This is a genomic window from Pedobacter segetis (assembly GCF_016623585.1).
GTDB classification, from domain to species: domain Bacteria; phylum Bacteroidota; class Bacteroidia; order Sphingobacteriales; family Sphingobacteriaceae; genus Pseudopedobacter; species Pseudopedobacter segetis.
On the sequence record NZ_JAEHFY010000004.1, the window covers coordinates 129,658 to 146,664 of the forward strand.

Consider the following 17,007-nt stretch of genomic DNA (forward strand, 5'->3'; position numbering starts at 1 on the left):
GCATTACAAAACTGCCCTGTTTATAATAATTTAATGAATAGATAATCTTAAATAACATTAATGGCATCGGAGTCAGAGGTCGATTTGAGCGGAATTGAAGAGAGGATTTCCTCAAAGACAGCTTTAACCCTAAGATCATAATTTTCCCAAGTCATTTCTTTAGCTTTCTCCAATACGCTATTCTTTAAAGTAAGTCGTTCAGCTTCGGTTAAACCGATAAACTTGTTGATGCAATTCAAAAGCGCATCCTCATTTAATTGATCCATCACAAAGCCATCAACACCGTTTTCCAACATTTCGGCAGCTCCAACAAAAGGGGATAAAATATTTGGGATACCCAACATCATCGTTTCAGGAACCACCATCCCGAAGGAATCAAACCGACTGGCCAAAACATGTAAATGAACCCGATTTTTTAACAAAAATGCTGCAATATCTTTTTGCATCAATGGACCTGTTAAAATGATATTAGAATCGCCTAGATGATGATCAATACAGAATTCCGCTACCCATTTATTACTGATCTTACCAATTAAATAGAGTTTTTTTTCTTTTAACTCTATTTTAGAAAAAGCCTTGATCAACAGATCAATTCCCTTTCTTTTTTCGGTATTTGCCAAACAACAAATGTTTATCGAGTTGATATTTGACCCTTTATTATTTACGTGTAAAATTTTATCTTCTGCGGCCAACCATAATGGGAAGTGCTTTTTTGCCGATGTTTTACTTTTATAGGTATCGGCAGCAAAAGCCGAACAGTTAAACGCATAATCTATACAATTTCTTTCTTTGGTTTTTAATTTGATGCCATAAGCGGTTTCTTTGATTCCTAAATCCATAGCCACCTCATGACTGATAGAGGGGAAATCCATCACTACGGGGATATGCCATTTTTTTGCATAAAAGGTAATGGGCCAAGCGGCAGTTTCTGAAAGAACCAAAAGACTTTTTTTACGATTGAGATAAATGGCAGGAAGCAGAAACCAACCAAATAGTATTTGCATTTTATAACGTGGGTTATGTCCTTTATTGATTTTGAGAACATTCAATACCTTTAAATATAAAACCAATAACAATTCAAAAAAAGGGAAATTATAAATCTCGACTTTTGGATCAATCTTTTTAGCCCTTTTTTTGAAAGCAGGAAATCTAGATAAAAAACTGTCTTCTGATAAGGTAAACCAAGTATATAAGCTTACTTTATCAAACAGCTTACTTTTACTTAAAGCAGAGGCTATCCGATAGGTGTATTGTAAACCAGGATGAACGAGAATAACCTTATTCCGCTTCAATTTCGATTTTTTTTGGAGGATAGTGTTTTTGTCTGATACTAAGGAAATAGTTCTCTAAAAACTGCGTGAAAAACCAACCTGCTAAAATACTTAACGAGGCGAAAATGAAAAAATCAGGAAATGATGTTGACTTTATTTTGAGACTTTCCTCAATAAACCTCATGACGAAACTTAAAATGAAACCCTGCCATAAATAGATTGCATAAGACAGTGTGCCAATGTATGAAATAATGCGAACTAAAAAAGAAGAAAATTTAATTTCTTTAAATTCTAAACAATAGAAAAGTAAAATAGAAAAACCTAAAGAAATTAAAGTGAATCCATATGTAAAGACAAACGGGTTTTCTAGATTTAAAATAAAAGCAGGTATAATAGTAATTAATATTAATGGAATAAAAATGTATATATACTTTAGAACAAAAGCTTTTATTTTAGATTTATTATAGTATTCATCATAGCCTATCATTATACCAAATATTAATCCATCAATTCTGAAATGAGTACTAAATACATTCACGAAAATTTCAAAACTATGATTAGTGTGATAATGATAGAGTCTAAAAATTAAGACTAATAAAATTAAAAAACTTGATATTGTATAAAACCATTTAACCTTAGTTAGATTTTTAATTTTAAATATTAATAAAAACAAAGGAAACAATAAATAAAAGTGTTCTTCGACAGCAATGGACCATGTGTGGTACCAAAATCCATGAAAATAATTCTGAATAAAGAAACATTCTATCAATAAAGACTTTAGAGATAATCTTTCTGCTAAATGGTCTGTGGTAAGAAACAATATATAAAGCGTAAGCACTGTAAAGAAAATAAAAAAATAAAAGTTAGGATAAATTTTAAAGCCCCTTCTTATGTAGAAAAGTTTTAAATCTAATTTACCGGTATTAATTATTTCTTTAAAAAGTAGTCCTGAAATTAAATATCCGCTTAATATAAAAAAAAGACTTACACCTATCCATCCGCCTTTTTGTAAAAAACCTAATGCGAGATGATGATTAAAAAGCACCAAGATTATAGCAACTCCCCTTAAAACGTCAAGTATTTGGTATCTACTAACTAACTTAAACTTATTCAAGTTTCTAACAAATTTTTTTCTTCATCATAAGCTTGATTTAAAAGGATGAGGGCAACCCCTAAAAAAACCGAGCTATAAATATTGAAAACGATGGGAACTAAGAGGTTAATTGCGAAAAAAAGGAAAACTTTGAAAACCAAAGAAAATTCCATGATAGATAAAAAATAAATCAACAAAACAATTCTCAAAATCACTAAAAGAAAACCACCTTCAATTAATATCCTAAATAGTTCTCCCTCGTAGGTAATATTTGAAAGAAGAGGCGACTCCCCAAATAAAGCATTTGCTCCTTGATAAGTTGAACCTAAACCTATACCTGTAACTTTATATTGAAAAGGAGAATTTAGGATATCATCTATATCTTTAAAAACCCTTTTTTGGCCATCTTCTTGGCTTCCTTCTGCTCTTGTATAGAAGTTGTCATAACTCCTTTCAAATTTTGTAGAAATATTTAAAGGGTCCCCTAATCCAATATTTATTACTAGCAAGGCTATGGATATTAAAAATATATTAACAATAACCTTTAGTTTAGTTAGAATCCTGATTTCAAAAGCTAAAAAAATAATAGACGTCCCCACAGTAAATACAACCGTACCTCTAGATCCGCTAATTAAAGCACCATAGATGACTAGACCTAGTAAAATATAGCCGTAGTTTTTAAAAATATTGGTTTTAAGGGCATAAAAAACCGTGAAGAGGCCTAAAAACAGGAATGTGCTAAAACCTGCAATATAACTAAAAGTTCCTGTTACCCTAATGGCGTCGCCCACCAAGGCAACACCAGTATTTACATCTTCTGCAACAGCATATCTATTGATAAAGCTATCAGCAGAAGACGCATATTGGATGCTTCCCAAAACAACTTCAAACACTAAAAGACTTGTAGATATAAGAATTAAAAGCCGTGTATTTAACTTCGCTTTGTTTTTAAAGTAACTAACTAAAATAGAAAAAAAGCTAAGATGGATGATGAGGCCTAATATGCCATGATAAATGGTTGAATTTAAAGGATTTAATGCAAAAACAATTAAAAAGAAAAAATACACATAAAAAACAGAATATTTCTTTTTTTCAATCAATTCAGCATGCTCATCTTTATAAAATAAAAGTAAAACAGGTAAAATTAAAACCAAGCCTAAAAGGGCATTGTTAACCGCTCCAGAGGTAGTAATCCATTTTCTAATCGCTCCTGATAAGGTAGTAACCAGCACAATAGCAATCATTAAGAAATTGTAATTAATTTTCAAAATACGGCTTAATGAGTTTCAAAATCTGTTCCCAGCTTGTGATATAATTTTTCATACTGAAAATTTCACTTCTTCTTAAGGTATTATCTTTTAAATTTTTGTACACTAGGGGGTCTGTTAATAATTTTTTTATTTCTTGTGCCAACGCATCAGCGATTCCTGTATCAAATGTTAACCCACAGTTTCCAATAACTTCTTTCATAGCTTCTTGATTGGAGCATATAACTGGAGTTCCACAACTGATAGCCTCTGCAATCACAAGTGGATTTCCCTCAATGTGGGTGGTTGATGGCAAAACTAAAACTTTACTTTGATGGTATAATTTAATAAGTTCAAGCCCATCTATTTTCCCAACAAAGTTTGTCTCAACATTTTTTAATTTACAATATTCTTTAAACTTAACATCATCTTTCCCTTCACCAGCAAAAGTGCAATTATACCTAATACCTTTTAATGCCAAATTTTCAAGAGCATCAATTAACAGAAAAATTCCTTTGCCTTCAATTATCCTTCCTACAAACAAACAATCTATCGTTTTTTTGTATGGGCCATTTACTTTGTAATTATTGATGTTTTCAAGTTCGGTATCTATGGGATTATAGAGCACTCGCTTTCTATTGTTTTTAACTCGGAGTTGGCTTAATGAAATATGAGTGAGACAAATATTAAGTAATGCTTTTTCTGCAAAGAACTGACGGATCCTATTTTCAATTTTAGCTTTAAAAGTTTTGTTTGAGTTTTGATTATATAAAGTGGCATTGGCATAAATTATCACATACTTTTTTCCTAAAAGATAAGCAAGTAATATAATTCTTAAAGCTATGCCGCCATTTACTATTAAAAAATCATTTTTCATTAGCAGCCTTACGAGATTTTTACTTTTATTAGTTCTTAAAATGTTTAATTCATCAAGTTGTTCACTTTTAGTTTCAGTAACGATTGTTGCATGACAGCCCAAAGATTTTATGGTATGGTATATGGTATAGGTGTTTCTTTCTAGCCCCCCCATTTTTGGCCAAAACGTTTTGCTGTATAAAATAACTTTCATCAATTTTATTGGTCAAATTTAGGTTGAGATGGAAGCTTCCGTTTTGTTTGTGAAAGGAAAGGTTTCTCTGTAATAAAATATAAATAGTTAGAAAATAACAACACGAAACCAACACCCACTATCATTAAATAAAATGTAGAAGGAAGATGCCCAGTATTCGCCCTCATGTATATAGCAGCTATAAAAATGAAAATCGAAGAGTGAACCAAATACAATGTATAAGAAAACTTGCCCAATTTGGTTAAAAAACTAGGCCATTTAATTATTTGATGATATTTATAAGTGTAAAAGATAGTCGATATAATACCACATACCCCTATCGCAAAAATTAAATCCGCATAAAAATCTTTTAGATGAATGATAGAGGGAACTATAAGAAACAAAACCAAAAACGAATAGCTGACTTTCTGATGCAAACCTTTATGGATATAAATTTCTGATAAAGTTGCACCAAACCACCAAAGTAAAAAATAGCCCAAAATCTTAAAAATCATATTAGGATAAAATTCAAAAGCGATGATAGCAATTAAACTAAGGATAAAAACCACCGCGGTCATCTTAATAAAAGATTTTTTATTAAGGAAAAGCATAATGGGATAAATCATATAAAACCACCATTCCATTTGCAATGACCAAATCACCGGATTACTGCCCCACAGTTCCGAATTATCTTTTTGTAGAAAAAATAGGTTTTTTAAAAAGAACACTAAATCAAAATTAGTGTTAAGGTGCAAAAAACTTAAGGTGTAATTAACCGCTCCTGTATATATAGGGGTGTAAATTTGTTTACCAAAACTATCTAAAGCAAAGGTTAACAGTAATGAGATAATAAATGGGGGGTAAATTCTTGTCAGCCTTCTATTAAAATAATAACCTAAATCTAAACGGTAAACCTTATTGAATAAACCATTATTTGCTTGCCTTAAATGAATGACAAAACCAGATAGAACGAAAAAAAAAATTACCGCAAAATGCCCATATTTAAAAGCAGAGAACAGATACATCAAAAATTTATCGAAAAAATTATATTGTTGAGGATGCAAAACGTATCCGCTGCTAAATCCTTCCCATAAAATCCATCTTGCATGGGCCATAACCACATAAAACGCGGCGAGCCCTCTCAAAATATCTAGCATTTTTAAAGCAGGGTCTTTAGTTTTTATCGCGATAGATTTTGAGATTGTTTTTTCTGACAATTAATTAGATCTATTAAAATGATACCTCAATAGCGTTTTTCTACTATTGATATATTCCTGTGGTTTCGATAATAATCTTCCTCCCAATAATTCAATGGAATATTTGATTATTATGAAAGTTTGAAACAATAATGGAGGGGTAGATAAATGTTTTTTTAACAATAGTGAATGTGCGATATGATAATCTATCACTCTTTTTTGAGACCATGCAGAAGATTGATTTTTATTATCGTGGATAACGCCTGGTGTATCAAGAACCATGTTTGTATATCCAGCTTTCAAAAAAGACAAGCATAAATCAGCATCACTATCAGAAAACGGAAATATTTTACTGTCCATACCGCCAACCTCTTTCCAAGCTTTAGCTTTAATTAACAAGGGACTAGTAAAAATAATAGCAGATTTGTTAACCCTAACATTACCTGTTGTTTGCCAACTATCTTTGACTTGCTCAAAACCAAATTTTTTGGATAAAGTTTGACCGATTAAAAAACCTAATAGCGTTGGTTTTGTATTCCCATAGGTAATTTTTTTACCATCATATTTTTCTACAGTAAAACCAACACAGGCATAATTTGGGTCCTCAATGATTGCTAAAGCATTGCTTAAAGCTGCTGAATTTTTAAAATAATTATCAGTTTCAAATAAAAGGATATCATCTAAGTCAGGATAAAGCTTTAAGCTTGCATTTACTCCAATATTACAGCCCTCGCTAAAAGAAATGCTTTCTCCGTTTTTTGCAATCTCCGAAAATATAAAATCGTGTTTTTGCCGACAGTCTTCTATATACAACAAAGAGTCATCATCAGAACCTGCATCCACAATCATAATTAGATAATCAACAGAAACCTGCGGCATCAATTCTATTAAGTTTGCGATACAATTCTTTAAAAGAGATAACCTATTAAAAGAATTGATAACAATTGCTAAACGCTTTCTCATTGCTTAATTAAAAGAGTCGATAATTTCAATTATTTTATCTGTATGGTTTTTTAAATTTCTTGATCTGTACCATTCAAAAATATTCAATGATACTTGCTCATAATCCCGCTCTAAATCATTATAAACCAAGTAATCTTCTCCTTTTACCAAAAAATCATTTTCGTTTTCGTGGTCAATGCTTAGGTTGATTGTAACTAAACCATGGCTAGCATAAGCTGCGAATATCCCTGATTTTCCCAATAACGAATCATGATAATCTATGATTGCCCATTTATTGTTTTTAAAAATAATAGAGATTTCAGTAGCCGGAAGCTCATTTTTTATTTCATAAGGCAGTTGAAGATTTTCTAATATTTCAATGGTATCTCCTGGGCCAATATCTATGATGCCTTTCAAGTCTAATGATTTCATTAGGTTACGTAGTGCCGTTACATTTTTATAAACGGCATTTCTCCTACCCAAAGACCCAAAAACAATCGCATTATTCTTTCTATTAATCCAAGGTTTATCAATTGTAATTTCTGGGATATTAGAAAATATACCAATATTTTTAGCCTTTAGTCCTTTGTCATAGGTTTCATCTTTAATGATTTTTAATACTCGATCGTTACTGCAAAAATTAAAGTCAGATATTAAATATAATTGGCGGAAAATTTTCCTTTGTAAGGGCTTTAGCCAGAAAACAGATTGCCAAGGTTTACCAGAAGCATAAACCTCATGAAAAAAAGTCAGAATAAGTAAACCTTTATTTTTAGTCTTTTTAAGTTCAGCTAATAACCAAAAGGGTATTCCTTTTTTTTGATAGCCGTAATTGCTATAGTTGATAAATATTAAATCAATCTTGTTTTTTTCTACAAGTTTGAAAATGCTTTGCTCCTGATTGATGACAGCATATGGCGATAGTTGTACCGTTTCTTTTTGAGGCAGCCCTGCATAAAAGATGCTAAGATGGGTATTCTTTAAACTTTTACCTAGCATTACACTATAATCCCCTAAACCGTTGATAGCTGATGGGTAGGCAGGGGAGATGATTAAAATGTTTTTCAATTCCTAACGCCTATTTTCTTAGCAGGTATGCCGGCCCATATTTCTTCAGCAGGAATAGATTTTGTAACAACGGAACCAGCCGCAACCACGGCCCCATCATTAACAACTACTCCTTTAAGGATTATTACATTTGCGCCCAACCATACATTAGATTTAATATGTATTTCTTCTTCTGGTCCTTTTTGTTCTCTAATTAATTTATTTTTAAATAAACCATGATTGTGGTCAATGAATTTGCATCCTGATGCTATAAGAGAGTCATCCCCTATAAATATTTTTTTACGAATATTAAATTCACACCCACTACCAATAAACACATTATTTTTTATTATAATACTTTTCCCATCTGAATAAGGGCCATCATGTTTAAAAAAAACCTCATGTTCAATTATTGTATTATAACCTATTGAAACTTTATGAGGCCAAGTAAATCTCACTTCTTTTAACTTAATATAACCAATGGTTTCTAAACCTAGTAACTTTAGTATAAAAAAATTAAAAACTTCTATTAAGGAAAGCTTAAAAAAAAATATTCTAATCCATCTTTTCATTTTATTTACGCAAAAATCAAAGCAAAATTCAATATTATCTTTTCAAAATAAAAAGCTGTTCCCTTAAATCTAAATCTTATCAAGGCTTTTGTCATCTCAGGAATGCACCCTAAAAAAATTTTTATTCTGTTAATCCTGAATTGTGTTGAATTATAGTTAAAATGTCTTTTATAGTATTGATGTGAAAAAAACTGTTTCTTAAAAGTTGAGAATGGTAAAACCCTACGCCAAGGATGTATTACTTTAGCATCTTCAAGGAAAATAATTTTTTTGTTATCTTTTTTAATTCTTGTATGAAATTCAATATCCTCCATCGCTGCATATGGAAAACTCTCATTAAAGCCTTTAAAGCTTAAAAAGGTGTTTTTATTTATTGCAAAATTACAAGTCCATAGATTACCTCCCGCTAAATTAATAGGTGCTTCTTCATCGAACCGCATTTTCTCGCGTTCAGCAAAAGTATAACCCTCAAATATTTCTGCTTTATTTTCTTCTATAGCTTTTGTATACGATTGCAACCATTTTTTTTGCGGTATGCAATCATCATCTAAAAAAATAATCCATTTTCCTTTTGATTGTTTTACAGCAAAATTTCTATTGGAGGCGGGACCTTTTTTTGGACCTTCAATCCATTTTACCCAAGAAAAATTATTCTCAATTAATTCTTTGGCATTATTATTTAAACTATCGTCGCTAACTATAACATCATACTCAATGCTTAAAACTTCTTGGTTATTTAGTTGTAACGCTTTTAAACATTTTAGCAATAATTCTTTTCTATTAAATGTTGGGATAATTATAGATATATTACTCATTATGACATTATGAAATGATATATCATCCTATTTAGGAAATAAGGGCTATAACGGCTTGCTATAAATACTTTTTTTAACAAATCATAAATATTTATTTTATAAGTAACTTCTTTATACAATTTAATGAATCTTAAAGCCCAGCAATTGTAGAATATATAACGATCTTTCCATTTTAACTCTAAAGATATATTTACAAGCACTTTAAAAATCTTATAATATTCGTCTATGGTTTCAACAGTTTGGTTCGAGAGTTTCGTAACGGAACTCTCTAAAATGCGGAAATAATTTAGTCGCTTGTTTATAAAAACAGATGGATAATCTTTGGACAATATTATCCAAAAGAAGTAATCTCCGTGTTTTTTATATTCAACTAGTTTTTCTAATTCGTTAAAGGCAATTTGTCTTTTGAAAACCACAGCACTGCCATTATAAATATCAATGCCATTTAACAAGTGTTGTTTTATAAGTTCTTTTGGTTCAAAAAACTTAAAATCTGCATCAGTCTTCGCTCCCATTAGTTCCGCTGCGCTGTCTTTAATTATGTAGGAATCTGTATAAATCAAAGAAGCGTCCGGGTATAAATCTGCATACCTTATAACCTCTGTTAAAAAATCTAGTTCGCTCCAATCGTCACTTTCAGCTATCCATATATAATCTCCTTTCGCAATTGTTATTCCTCTTGCCCACTGTATAAAAGGAGAGCCACTATTAAATGAATTGTAAACAACTGAAACTCTTTTATCCAAAGAATAAGACTCTATAACTTGTTTACTACTATCAGTACTACAGTCGTCCAAGATAATAACTTCTATATCTTGAAAAGTTTGACTTAAAACAGTCTCTATTCTTTGATTTAAAAAATTTTCGTGATTATAGTTGGGTATAATTACTGAAACTCTAGGCATTTACAACTGCAGATTTAGTAGCTTCTAAATAATGTTTTCCCCATTGCTGGCAAGGCTCTAAATGGTTGCCTTCTGCCCATTCATTCCATGCATTAATAAATAAAAAATTATCCTCTCCACGTCTATCTTTTATATCCGCTATAATTTTACTCAACCATTTTTCATATAGCTTAGGAGTGCTACCTTTTAAAATAAATCCTCCACTTTTTCTCCTTGCAGCATTATCCCACATAGGTGTTATGCAAGGATTAATATTTCCCAAACTTTGCTTTTCTTTAAATGTGTGGTAAGCTTCTTCACTAAACTGTTGATAATCACAAATGATATGTTCCCAATATGGGGTTTTTTTAATATTTAAGTTGTGGAGCTTAATATTTATCCTATTAGGAATTATCCTTTTAGCTTGTTTAAATTGTGGTTGAAAATCCATTACCGCATCAAAACCTAATTCCTTGGGTGAGTATTCTGCTTGATGTGCGTTAACCATAATCAAATGCAGGTCTTCAAAACCATGTTTTTGAGCAATCCCTCTCCACAGTTTTATAGTTGATTTTATATTTGGGAATAGCATTGGTCGATAAACAACAAAAACAGGTTTGCCATTTACTAATATGTAATTTTTATGTTTAAAAAAACTCTCACACAAATAATTCATATGTTTCAAATCATCATCTTCACTATAGTTTTGCTCTATAAGTATCTCTTTATCCTGTCCATCCCATCTTCTTGTCCAATTTTCATTTGCCCAACATAACATAAATGGAAATTCTAAATCGTTTTCTAAAACTATGTTCAATGCTTTATCCATAAGTCGTTTACCATTAAACCAATAATGGTAATAGCAAAAACCCTCGATGCCATATGTCTTAGCCAAATTAATTTGATCAGTATGAGTTGTTTTTAATCGTAAGTCGTAAAAGCCTAAATCTGATGGTAAATGAGGTTGATAGTGGTTTCTGAATAAAGGTTTAGCCTTAACTACATTGTTCCATTCTGTGAAACCTTTTCCCCACCACTTATCATTTTCTTCAAATGGATGGAATTGTGGAAGATATATAGCAATCGGCTTAATGTTATGCATTATAAAAGTTTTTTAATAATAGGGATTGTTTAAAATTCACTTTGTTAAAACATTCTTTCCATATAAACTTCAATTTTTGCATCTCAAGACCTTTTAAAAACACCTCTGGTAAAAGATTGATAGACTTATCAAATGGAGAAACGTTAAAATACTTTAAAAAATTCTTTAGAAATTCTTTGAACAACAAATCAGTTTGACCGTTTAAAATTGTAGATGCTCCGCCGGTATTAAAAACAGCAATCACTTGTTCAAAATGACTGAAATTAGTTATAGAGAAACATTTTAGATTAAAATCCCAATCTGATAAAGTCTGATATTTAAGATTGAATTTAATTTCATTTTTTTTTATAAAAGAAGTACTGTAGAATAAAGCTTGATGAGAAATATTTTTGTTTACAAGTTTTTCTAAATTATACGCACCGTCGTAAATATCACCATCTTTAGCCCAGACACAATTTCCCTTGATAATAACATTTCCGTAAACTATTTGAGATTTAACTCTATTTATAAAATTGTAAGTATTGCATAGCACATCTACATCATAAAGCTCATCATCACTTCCTAAGAAGTACAACCACTCTCCTTTAGCCTTCTCGATTCCCTTATTCATTGCATCATATATTCCTTTATCCCCTTCGGAAAATATTTTAATTCGCTGATCGTTAAAACTTTTTGCAATGGCTAAGGTATTATCCTTAGACTTACCATCTATTACTAATATCTCAAAATTTTTATAATTTTGATTAATAATGCTTTTTAAAGCAATAGGTAACACTTTATCGCTGTTGTAAGTAGGGATTATGATGGAGAAAGTAATGTTCAATTAAGATAATGATTATGAAAATGCGAAGTTATTCCTAATTTTTTCTGAATTTTATTATTTAGTTTTCTGAATTTTAAATTAACACTTTCATATAGGCCAAGCAATTTAATTTCATTTTTTATTATGGTGTCCACTTCATCTAAATAATCGGCAATATTAGAAGAAATTTGACCATCTCTTTTTCTAAACCCACCAACTTTTTTGTCTATACAATACAAAAAGTCTGTTCTAAAAAACCGTATCCAAAGTTCAAAGTCTCCAGCAAGCCTATAGTTTTCCGATAAATATCCTCCAGCTTTATTCCATAAGTTTCTTCGCCAAAAAGTAGATTCTTGTTGTATAAATGAAAAATTATCCTTGTATTCCTTTAACAAAAAGAAAAACCTATTACTGACAGCTGGCCGTTCGTATATAACTTCATCATCCTCATTATATACACAGGGCTTACCTTGTAACCAGTTTACATTCTGATTTTTGTTAAAGTATTCGCCTATCATAAAGAGCGCTTTATTTTGTAACATATCATCAGAATTAATCCAACCCATTATTTCACCGGTAGAAACTTTGAAACCCTTGTTCAAAGCATTATAAAGTCCAGTGTCTTTTTCAATAATGATACTCGTAAAATGCTTTCTGTATTTATTAATAATAGCTAATGACGAGTCCGTAGACCCTCCATCTACAATTATATACTCAAGATTAGGGTAATCTTGTGATATAACTGATAAGATAGTTCTTTCCAAAAATTTGCCAAGATTGTAATTTGGCGTTACAATGGTAATTTTTGGCCAGTTCACAAATATCTGTTGCTTTTAAATATTTTATTATTTGATGGAATAAAAAATGCGTCACACTGCCAAAAAGCATTGTCTTTTGAACGTCTCATAATATCCACAATGTCCAATAGTCTAAATCCTTTATCATCCATGTATTTGCACATTTGCCAAAACAGCAAACTGTCTTCTGTCAAATTAAACCCATAACATTCTATAATGAATAATTTGACATCACTTAGAATCGACTCACATCCTTCTAAGATTGGTATTTCAAAACCATGAGTATCTAATTTTATTATATAGGGCCCACTCAAATTCCTTACTCTAACTTCCTCGTCCAGTCGTGAAATTTGGACTTCCCTAAAATTATCGTTACTAATTTCAGCTTCGTTTGCAATCCCACTTCCATCCAAATCTTCTGTAACTTTAAACTTAATAGATGATTTGGCATTACCCGCCGCCTTTGGTACAAATTGAAAATTTGATTGCTCAACACACAAATTATTTAACATCCCCGCTCGCTCAACTAACGGCTCAAAAAGTAAATAATTACTATTTGGATAGAAATTCAAAGCATCCAAACTCCACTTACCTTCTGCTGCACCAACGTCAAAAATCGTATTTATATCTAGATAATGTTTACGAAACCGCTCGATGCCTTTTGCCATTGCCTCATTTTTGTAAATAGGCATTGGTTTAGCATTATTTTTTCTCGTTATTTGAAGACCAAACAATCCTAAAAAATTTTGTAAAAATGTTTTCATCTCAGTATTAAATCTTATTAAAGAGACGTTCAATTTTTGTTTTATTCTAATTGAGACAAAATCACCTCATCAATTTTACCGCTATAAACTTCAGATGTGAATTCTAAATTGAAATTCAGTAGTGCGTCGTTTTGCAATTGGTTTACGTATGTTTTATCATTATCTAATTTTAACATCAACACGCTTAGTTCATCAAAACTATCAAAAAGTAATCCTGTTTTATTGTGTTGAATTACCTCGGCATTACCAGCAGAATTATAACCTAAAACAACTTTACCATAACTCATTGCTTCTGCTGTAGTTCTTCCAAAACCTTCAAATTTTGCTGCTGATATTACTACATCCAATAAGTCATAGATATTTGCTCTTTCTGTTATCCGTCCAGTAAAAATTATATCTTCTTGTAAATTATTTTTCTTAATATATTCGCTTATCATTTGTGAATATTCTTCTGTATCTTCTCCAACCAAATACAATATACTATCAGTTAACTTCATTGATTTAAACCTTTGAAAAGCTTTTATTACTTCTAGCTGTTGCTTATATGGAACCATTAATCCAACAACACCAAAACGTAGCTTTCCGATAACATTTTTTTTGGGGGTTATATTTCTTAAATTTCGGCTACTTACCACTCCATTATATACAATACTAGTATTGGAGGCATTAAGTTTATAATAACTGCCTATTGCTTTCGAAATAGCAATATTTCTATCGTTTATTTTTAACAAAAGCCTTTGAAATGTGAAACCAAAATCAGGAATAAGGTTATAATCATTAAAGCCAAATTCTCTTAAATGCCAAACGTGGGGAATTGTTAAAAACTTAGCACAAAAAAAACCATAATAATTCACTGATGAGTTACTGTAAATAATGGAAGGATTGTACCTTTTAATTGCTCGATAAAGATGTAACAATATTTTAATCCTTCGAAAAGCATTTATCTTACGTTTAAAATAACTAATGTCGGCGAAGTCTGCATTATGCTCAAACCAATGGATATGATATTCTATATCCATTTTTTCTAATTCATTCAGCAATAATCCATTTTCAGGAGCTATTACAATAAAATTTTTTAAAGGAATTTTAGTGTTTTCCAAAAATGCTAATAAAGATATATTAGCTCCATAAAGACTAGAATAATGCGTGATTATTAGAATTTTTTTGTTTTTTGTCATTAATCTAAGATGTTTTTGAGCTTTTCAATAGTCAAATCACCATCAAACAAATGATAATTCCTTTTAATCCGCTCCTCATCCCAATCCCACCATTTAATGGTTTGCAAAACTTTAATTATAGCATCGTCAAATCTATATGAAATTAATTTTGCTGGTGTGCCTCCAAAAATGGCATAATCTGGTACATCTGTATTGACTACACTATTCGCAGCTATGATGGCTCCATTTCCAATAGTAACCCCTGTTAAAATATTGTTTGCGGCTCCAATCCAAACATCATGACCTATAGTAATGGGTCCCTTGGAAGCCATGTCCTTATATAAATCCTTTTTAAAGATATGTTTGTGAATATAGTAGGAGGTCATTGTTTTTGACTGATGGTTGACTTCCTGGATCGTTGTGCCCCTTGCAATAGAACAGAATTTACCAATGGTGATAGGGTGAATAAATGAATGTATTTCAGTGGCGCTGCCGCTGATGCTAGTATTTCTGCCTATTGAAACATTCCCATAAATGACAGTGTCATGTATCAAGGCATTTCTTCCAACCTTAATCTCACCCCTTAGGTTACTATACTGTACAATAGCTTTTTCATCTACACATTCTGGATTAGAAACGTATGAATCTAAAAATCGCGTAGGGACTATTGCTTTTTTTTTAGCTTTTATTTCGATACCAAAATATCTAATGAATCGCTTAATCAGTCTTTTCATGTGAGAAACAGGGTTTTAACTTATTATAGCGGGCTTTGTTGCCAACTACAGAACTTAATTAAGTATTTCCTTTATTTTTCGCTCAATATTTGCTGTATCAACTAGTATTGGGTCAAATACTTTTAAATGGAAAGGCGATGTTAGGACTTTTTCCAATCCTTCGGTAGAGTTTACATATTTAAAAGCACCCTCTTCAATATATAGTTTGTAAGCTTCATAACCTTCATCTCCAAAAATAATATTTTGAATACCAAAAGCCTGTGATTCTAATGCAGTACCTGAAAAAGAAGTTAAATTGTAATTTACTTCAGAAAAAACCTCATAAAGATTAGCAACATTAGCTTTTTCAACTTCTATTCGGTGTGGGAATTTTTTCTTTAGCATCTTAAGTTTGTCGTCATCCTTGGGATACCTTGGATGTAACCTAAAATACCATTTATACGTTTTATCATTTTCTATAAATTTTTCTATAAAACTGGGTATCCATATTCCTTGAAGACATACTAAAATCCCGTCATTTTTTTTCTTAATTTCAGCCGATTTTACTTGAATAGATAAAAATAGATTCCCACCCACAATTATTTTTGGTTTGCTTTTTAGTTCAAGGAAATTTTTATTTAATGATTTTTCTTCAGTAGCACTCCAAACCCAGAAATAAGATGGAAAGTATGGTTTGCTTATTTTTTCCCATTTTGAATAGGCAAAATGATTATCAGACTGTGTGCTGTGTTGATACTCTACTAATACAATATTTAATTTTTTTGCGGCTCTACTTAATGCTAAAATAATATTATCATAATAACAATAAGTCCAAATAAATTTAGGCTTGATGATTTTTAAGAAAGATTTGTAGCTAGCATAAATAATTGCTTGTTGTAATTGCGTTTCAAAAAGGATGTTTTTTAGCGTATTCGCTTCATAAATAGTTGTTTTTGAGGTAAAATCGACAACTATTTCTGCGTTTTTATAGGCTTTTCGATCTTCATGATTAAAGTAACATTTAATTCTAAACCATAATCTATAAAAATTGATTAAAAGATCTAATAGCTTATAGTCTTCATGTGAAGAATTAAAATCTTTAATTTTATCAATATATAAGAAATCATGCTTAATATTATTCTTTTTTAAGTAATCTAAAATAGGGTGTAAGTAAATATTATAAGACTCATTATTTATAATTTTATTATGATGAGCGTATCCAATTAATAATGCATGTTTTTCTTTTCTAGAACTTCTAAATCTTAAGGGTAAGATTTTAATATAAATTTTCACAAGATTTATAAAATCTTTCAATGTAACACTATTGGGTTTATAGGAGTTATTTTCAATAGAACTAGTACTTTTTTTTCGAATTCCTAGTAAATGAGTGTTAATGAAATAGCCAGTTTGTATTTTCAAAACTATCCAAGGATTAAAACCCCAAACTTTTTGTAAGTCATTATATTTTTCTTTAAATAAGTTGTTTAGAAAGAAGATCGTGTCTTTTCTGTCTTTTATTCGCATGCGTTTCTCACTAAACAATGAATATTTTCGCAT

17 protein-coding genes are annotated in these 17,007 nt (G+C 30.7%); all 17 read right to left on the bottom strand.

Annotated features, from left to right (window positions below):
- Nucleotides 1-47 precede the first annotated feature (47 nt).
- Genes I5M32_RS03740 through I5M32_RS03820 form a run of 17 tightly spaced genes read right to left on the bottom strand, consistent with a single transcriptional unit; the run spans nt 48 to nt 17,007 of the window.
- Complete coding sequence (locus I5M32_RS03740; RefSeq protein ID WP_200584838.1) at nt 48-1,292, bottom strand: glycosyltransferase family 4 protein; 1,245 nt, start codon at nt 1,290-1,292, stop codon at nt 48-50.
- A complete protein-coding gene (locus tag I5M32_RS03745; protein ID WP_200584839.1) occupies nt 1,279-2,385 on the bottom strand; it encodes an acyltransferase family protein in 1,107 nt (368 codons plus the stop codon). Before I5M32_RS03745 ends, I5M32_RS03740 begins: the two co-directional genes overlap by 14 nt.
- Entirely contained in the window at nt 2,382-3,608 is a 1,227-nt protein-coding gene (locus I5M32_RS03750) for a hypothetical protein (RefSeq protein WP_200584840.1), read from the bottom strand. The genes I5M32_RS03745 and I5M32_RS03750 overlap by 4 nt, the downstream gene beginning before the upstream one ends.
- 13 nt (nt 3,609-3,621) lie before the next feature.
- Nucleotides 3,622-4,680: a glycosyltransferase family 4 protein gene (locus I5M32_RS03755; protein WP_200584841.1), complete on the bottom strand. Its 1,059-nt coding sequence runs from the start codon at nt 4,678-4,680 to the stop codon at nt 3,622-3,624.
- 5 nt (nt 4,681-4,685) lie between these two features.
- The gene (locus I5M32_RS03760) at nt 4,686-5,876 is read right to left on the bottom strand and encodes an acyltransferase family protein (RefSeq protein WP_200584842.1); all 1,191 of its coding nucleotides are present in this window, start codon (nt 5,874-5,876) and stop codon (nt 4,686-4,688) included.
- Nucleotides 5,877-6,818, bottom strand: a complete 942-nt coding sequence (locus tag I5M32_RS03765; protein ID WP_200584843.1) for a glycosyltransferase family 2 protein — start codon at nt 6,816-6,818, stop codon at nt 5,877-5,879. It lies immediately after the preceding gene.
- A gap of 3 nt (nt 6,819-6,821) precedes the next feature.
- On the bottom strand, nt 6,822-7,865 hold the full coding sequence (locus tag I5M32_RS03770; protein WP_200584844.1) for a hypothetical protein: 1,044 nt from the start codon (nt 7,863-7,865) through the stop codon (nt 6,822-6,824).
- Nucleotides 7,862-8,416: an acyltransferase gene (locus I5M32_RS03775; protein WP_200584845.1), complete on the bottom strand. Its 555-nt coding sequence runs from the start codon at nt 8,414-8,416 to the stop codon at nt 7,862-7,864. Before I5M32_RS03775 ends, I5M32_RS03770 begins: the two co-directional genes overlap by 4 nt.
- Nucleotides 8,417-8,421: 5 nt before the next feature.
- Nucleotides 8,422-9,231 carry a glycosyltransferase family 2 protein gene (locus tag I5M32_RS03780; RefSeq protein WP_200584846.1) on the bottom strand — a complete coding sequence of 270 codons (810 nt, stop codon included), beginning with the start codon at nt 9,229-9,231 and terminating at the stop codon, nt 8,422-8,424.
- Nucleotides 9,231-10,136 (bottom strand): glycosyltransferase family 2 protein, encoded by a 906-nt coding sequence (locus tag I5M32_RS03785; RefSeq protein ID WP_200584847.1) that lies wholly within the window; start codon nt 10,134-10,136, stop codon nt 9,231-9,233. The genes I5M32_RS03780 and I5M32_RS03785 overlap by 1 nt, the downstream gene beginning before the upstream one ends.
- Entirely contained in the window at nt 10,129-11,217 is a 1,089-nt protein-coding gene (locus I5M32_RS03790) for a glycosyltransferase WbsX family protein (protein WP_200584848.1), read from the bottom strand. Before I5M32_RS03790 ends, I5M32_RS03785 begins: the two co-directional genes overlap by 8 nt.
- Nucleotides 11,210-12,040 (bottom strand): glycosyltransferase family 2 protein, encoded by an 831-nt coding sequence (locus tag I5M32_RS03795; RefSeq protein WP_200584849.1) that lies wholly within the window; start codon nt 12,038-12,040, stop codon nt 11,210-11,212. The genes I5M32_RS03790 and I5M32_RS03795 overlap by 8 nt, the downstream gene beginning before the upstream one ends.
- Nucleotides 12,037-12,837, bottom strand: a complete 801-nt coding sequence (locus tag I5M32_RS03800; RefSeq protein ID WP_200584850.1) for a glycosyltransferase family 2 protein — start codon at nt 12,835-12,837, stop codon at nt 12,037-12,039. Before I5M32_RS03800 ends, I5M32_RS03795 begins: the two co-directional genes overlap by 4 nt.
- Nucleotides 12,834-13,580 carry an FkbM family methyltransferase gene (locus I5M32_RS03805; RefSeq protein ID WP_200584851.1) on the bottom strand — a complete coding sequence of 249 codons (747 nt, stop codon included), beginning with the start codon at nt 13,578-13,580 and terminating at the stop codon, nt 12,834-12,836. The genes I5M32_RS03800 and I5M32_RS03805 overlap by 4 nt, the downstream gene beginning before the upstream one ends.
- Before the next feature lie 41 nt (nt 13,581-13,621).
- Complete coding sequence (locus I5M32_RS03810; protein WP_200584852.1) at nt 13,622-14,758, bottom strand: glycosyltransferase; 1,137 nt, start codon at nt 14,756-14,758, stop codon at nt 13,622-13,624.
- A complete protein-coding gene (locus I5M32_RS03815; protein ID WP_200584853.1) occupies nt 14,758-15,471 on the bottom strand; it encodes a CatB-related O-acetyltransferase in 714 nt (237 codons plus the stop codon). The genes I5M32_RS03810 and I5M32_RS03815 overlap by 1 nt, the downstream gene beginning before the upstream one ends.
- A gap of 54 nt (nt 15,472-15,525) precedes the next feature.
- Nucleotides 15,526-17,007 carry a hypothetical protein gene (locus I5M32_RS03820; RefSeq protein ID WP_200584854.1) on the bottom strand — a complete coding sequence of 494 codons (1,482 nt, stop codon included), beginning with the start codon at nt 17,005-17,007 and terminating at the stop codon, nt 15,526-15,528.

Bases quoted from the DNA above. Each gene is read 5' to 3' on its own strand.
- I5M32_RS03775 (WP_200584845.1), bottom strand. From the start codon at position 8,416: ATGAAAAGATGGATTAGAATATTTTTTTTTAAGCTTTCCTTAATAGAA.
- I5M32_RS03780 (WP_200584846.1), bottom strand. From the start codon at position 9,231: ATGAGTAATATATCTATAATTATCCCAACATTTAATAGAAAAGAATTA.
- I5M32_RS03790 (WP_200584848.1), bottom strand. From the start codon at position 11,217: ATGCATAACATTAAGCCGATTGCTATATATCTTCCACAATTCCATCCA.
- I5M32_RS03750 (WP_200584840.1), bottom strand. From the start codon at position 3,608: ATGATTGCTATTGTGCTGGTTACTACCTTATCAGGAGCGATTAGAAAA.
- I5M32_RS03805 (WP_200584851.1), bottom strand. From the start codon at position 13,580: ATGAAAACATTTTTACAAAATTTTTTAGGATTGTTTGGTCTTCAAATA.
- I5M32_RS03810 (WP_200584852.1), bottom strand. From the start codon at position 14,758: ATGACAAAAAACAAAAAAATTCTAATAATCACGCATTATTCTAGTCTT.
- I5M32_RS03755 (WP_200584841.1), bottom strand. From the start codon at position 4,680: ATGAAAGTTATTTTATACAGCAAAACGTTTTGGCCAAAAATGGGGGGG.
- I5M32_RS03820 (WP_200584854.1), bottom strand. From the start codon at position 17,007: ATGCGAAAATATTCATTGTTTAGTGAGAAACGCATGCGAATAAAAGAC.
- I5M32_RS03765 (WP_200584843.1), bottom strand. From the start codon at position 6,818: ATGAGAAAGCGTTTAGCAATTGTTATCAATTCTTTTAATAGGTTATCT.
- I5M32_RS03815 (WP_200584853.1), bottom strand. From the start codon at position 15,471: ATGAAAAGACTGATTAAGCGATTCATTAGATATTTTGGTATCGAAATA.
- I5M32_RS03785 (WP_200584847.1), bottom strand. From the start codon at position 10,136: ATGCCTAGAGTTTCAGTAATTATACCCAACTATAATCACGAAAATTTT.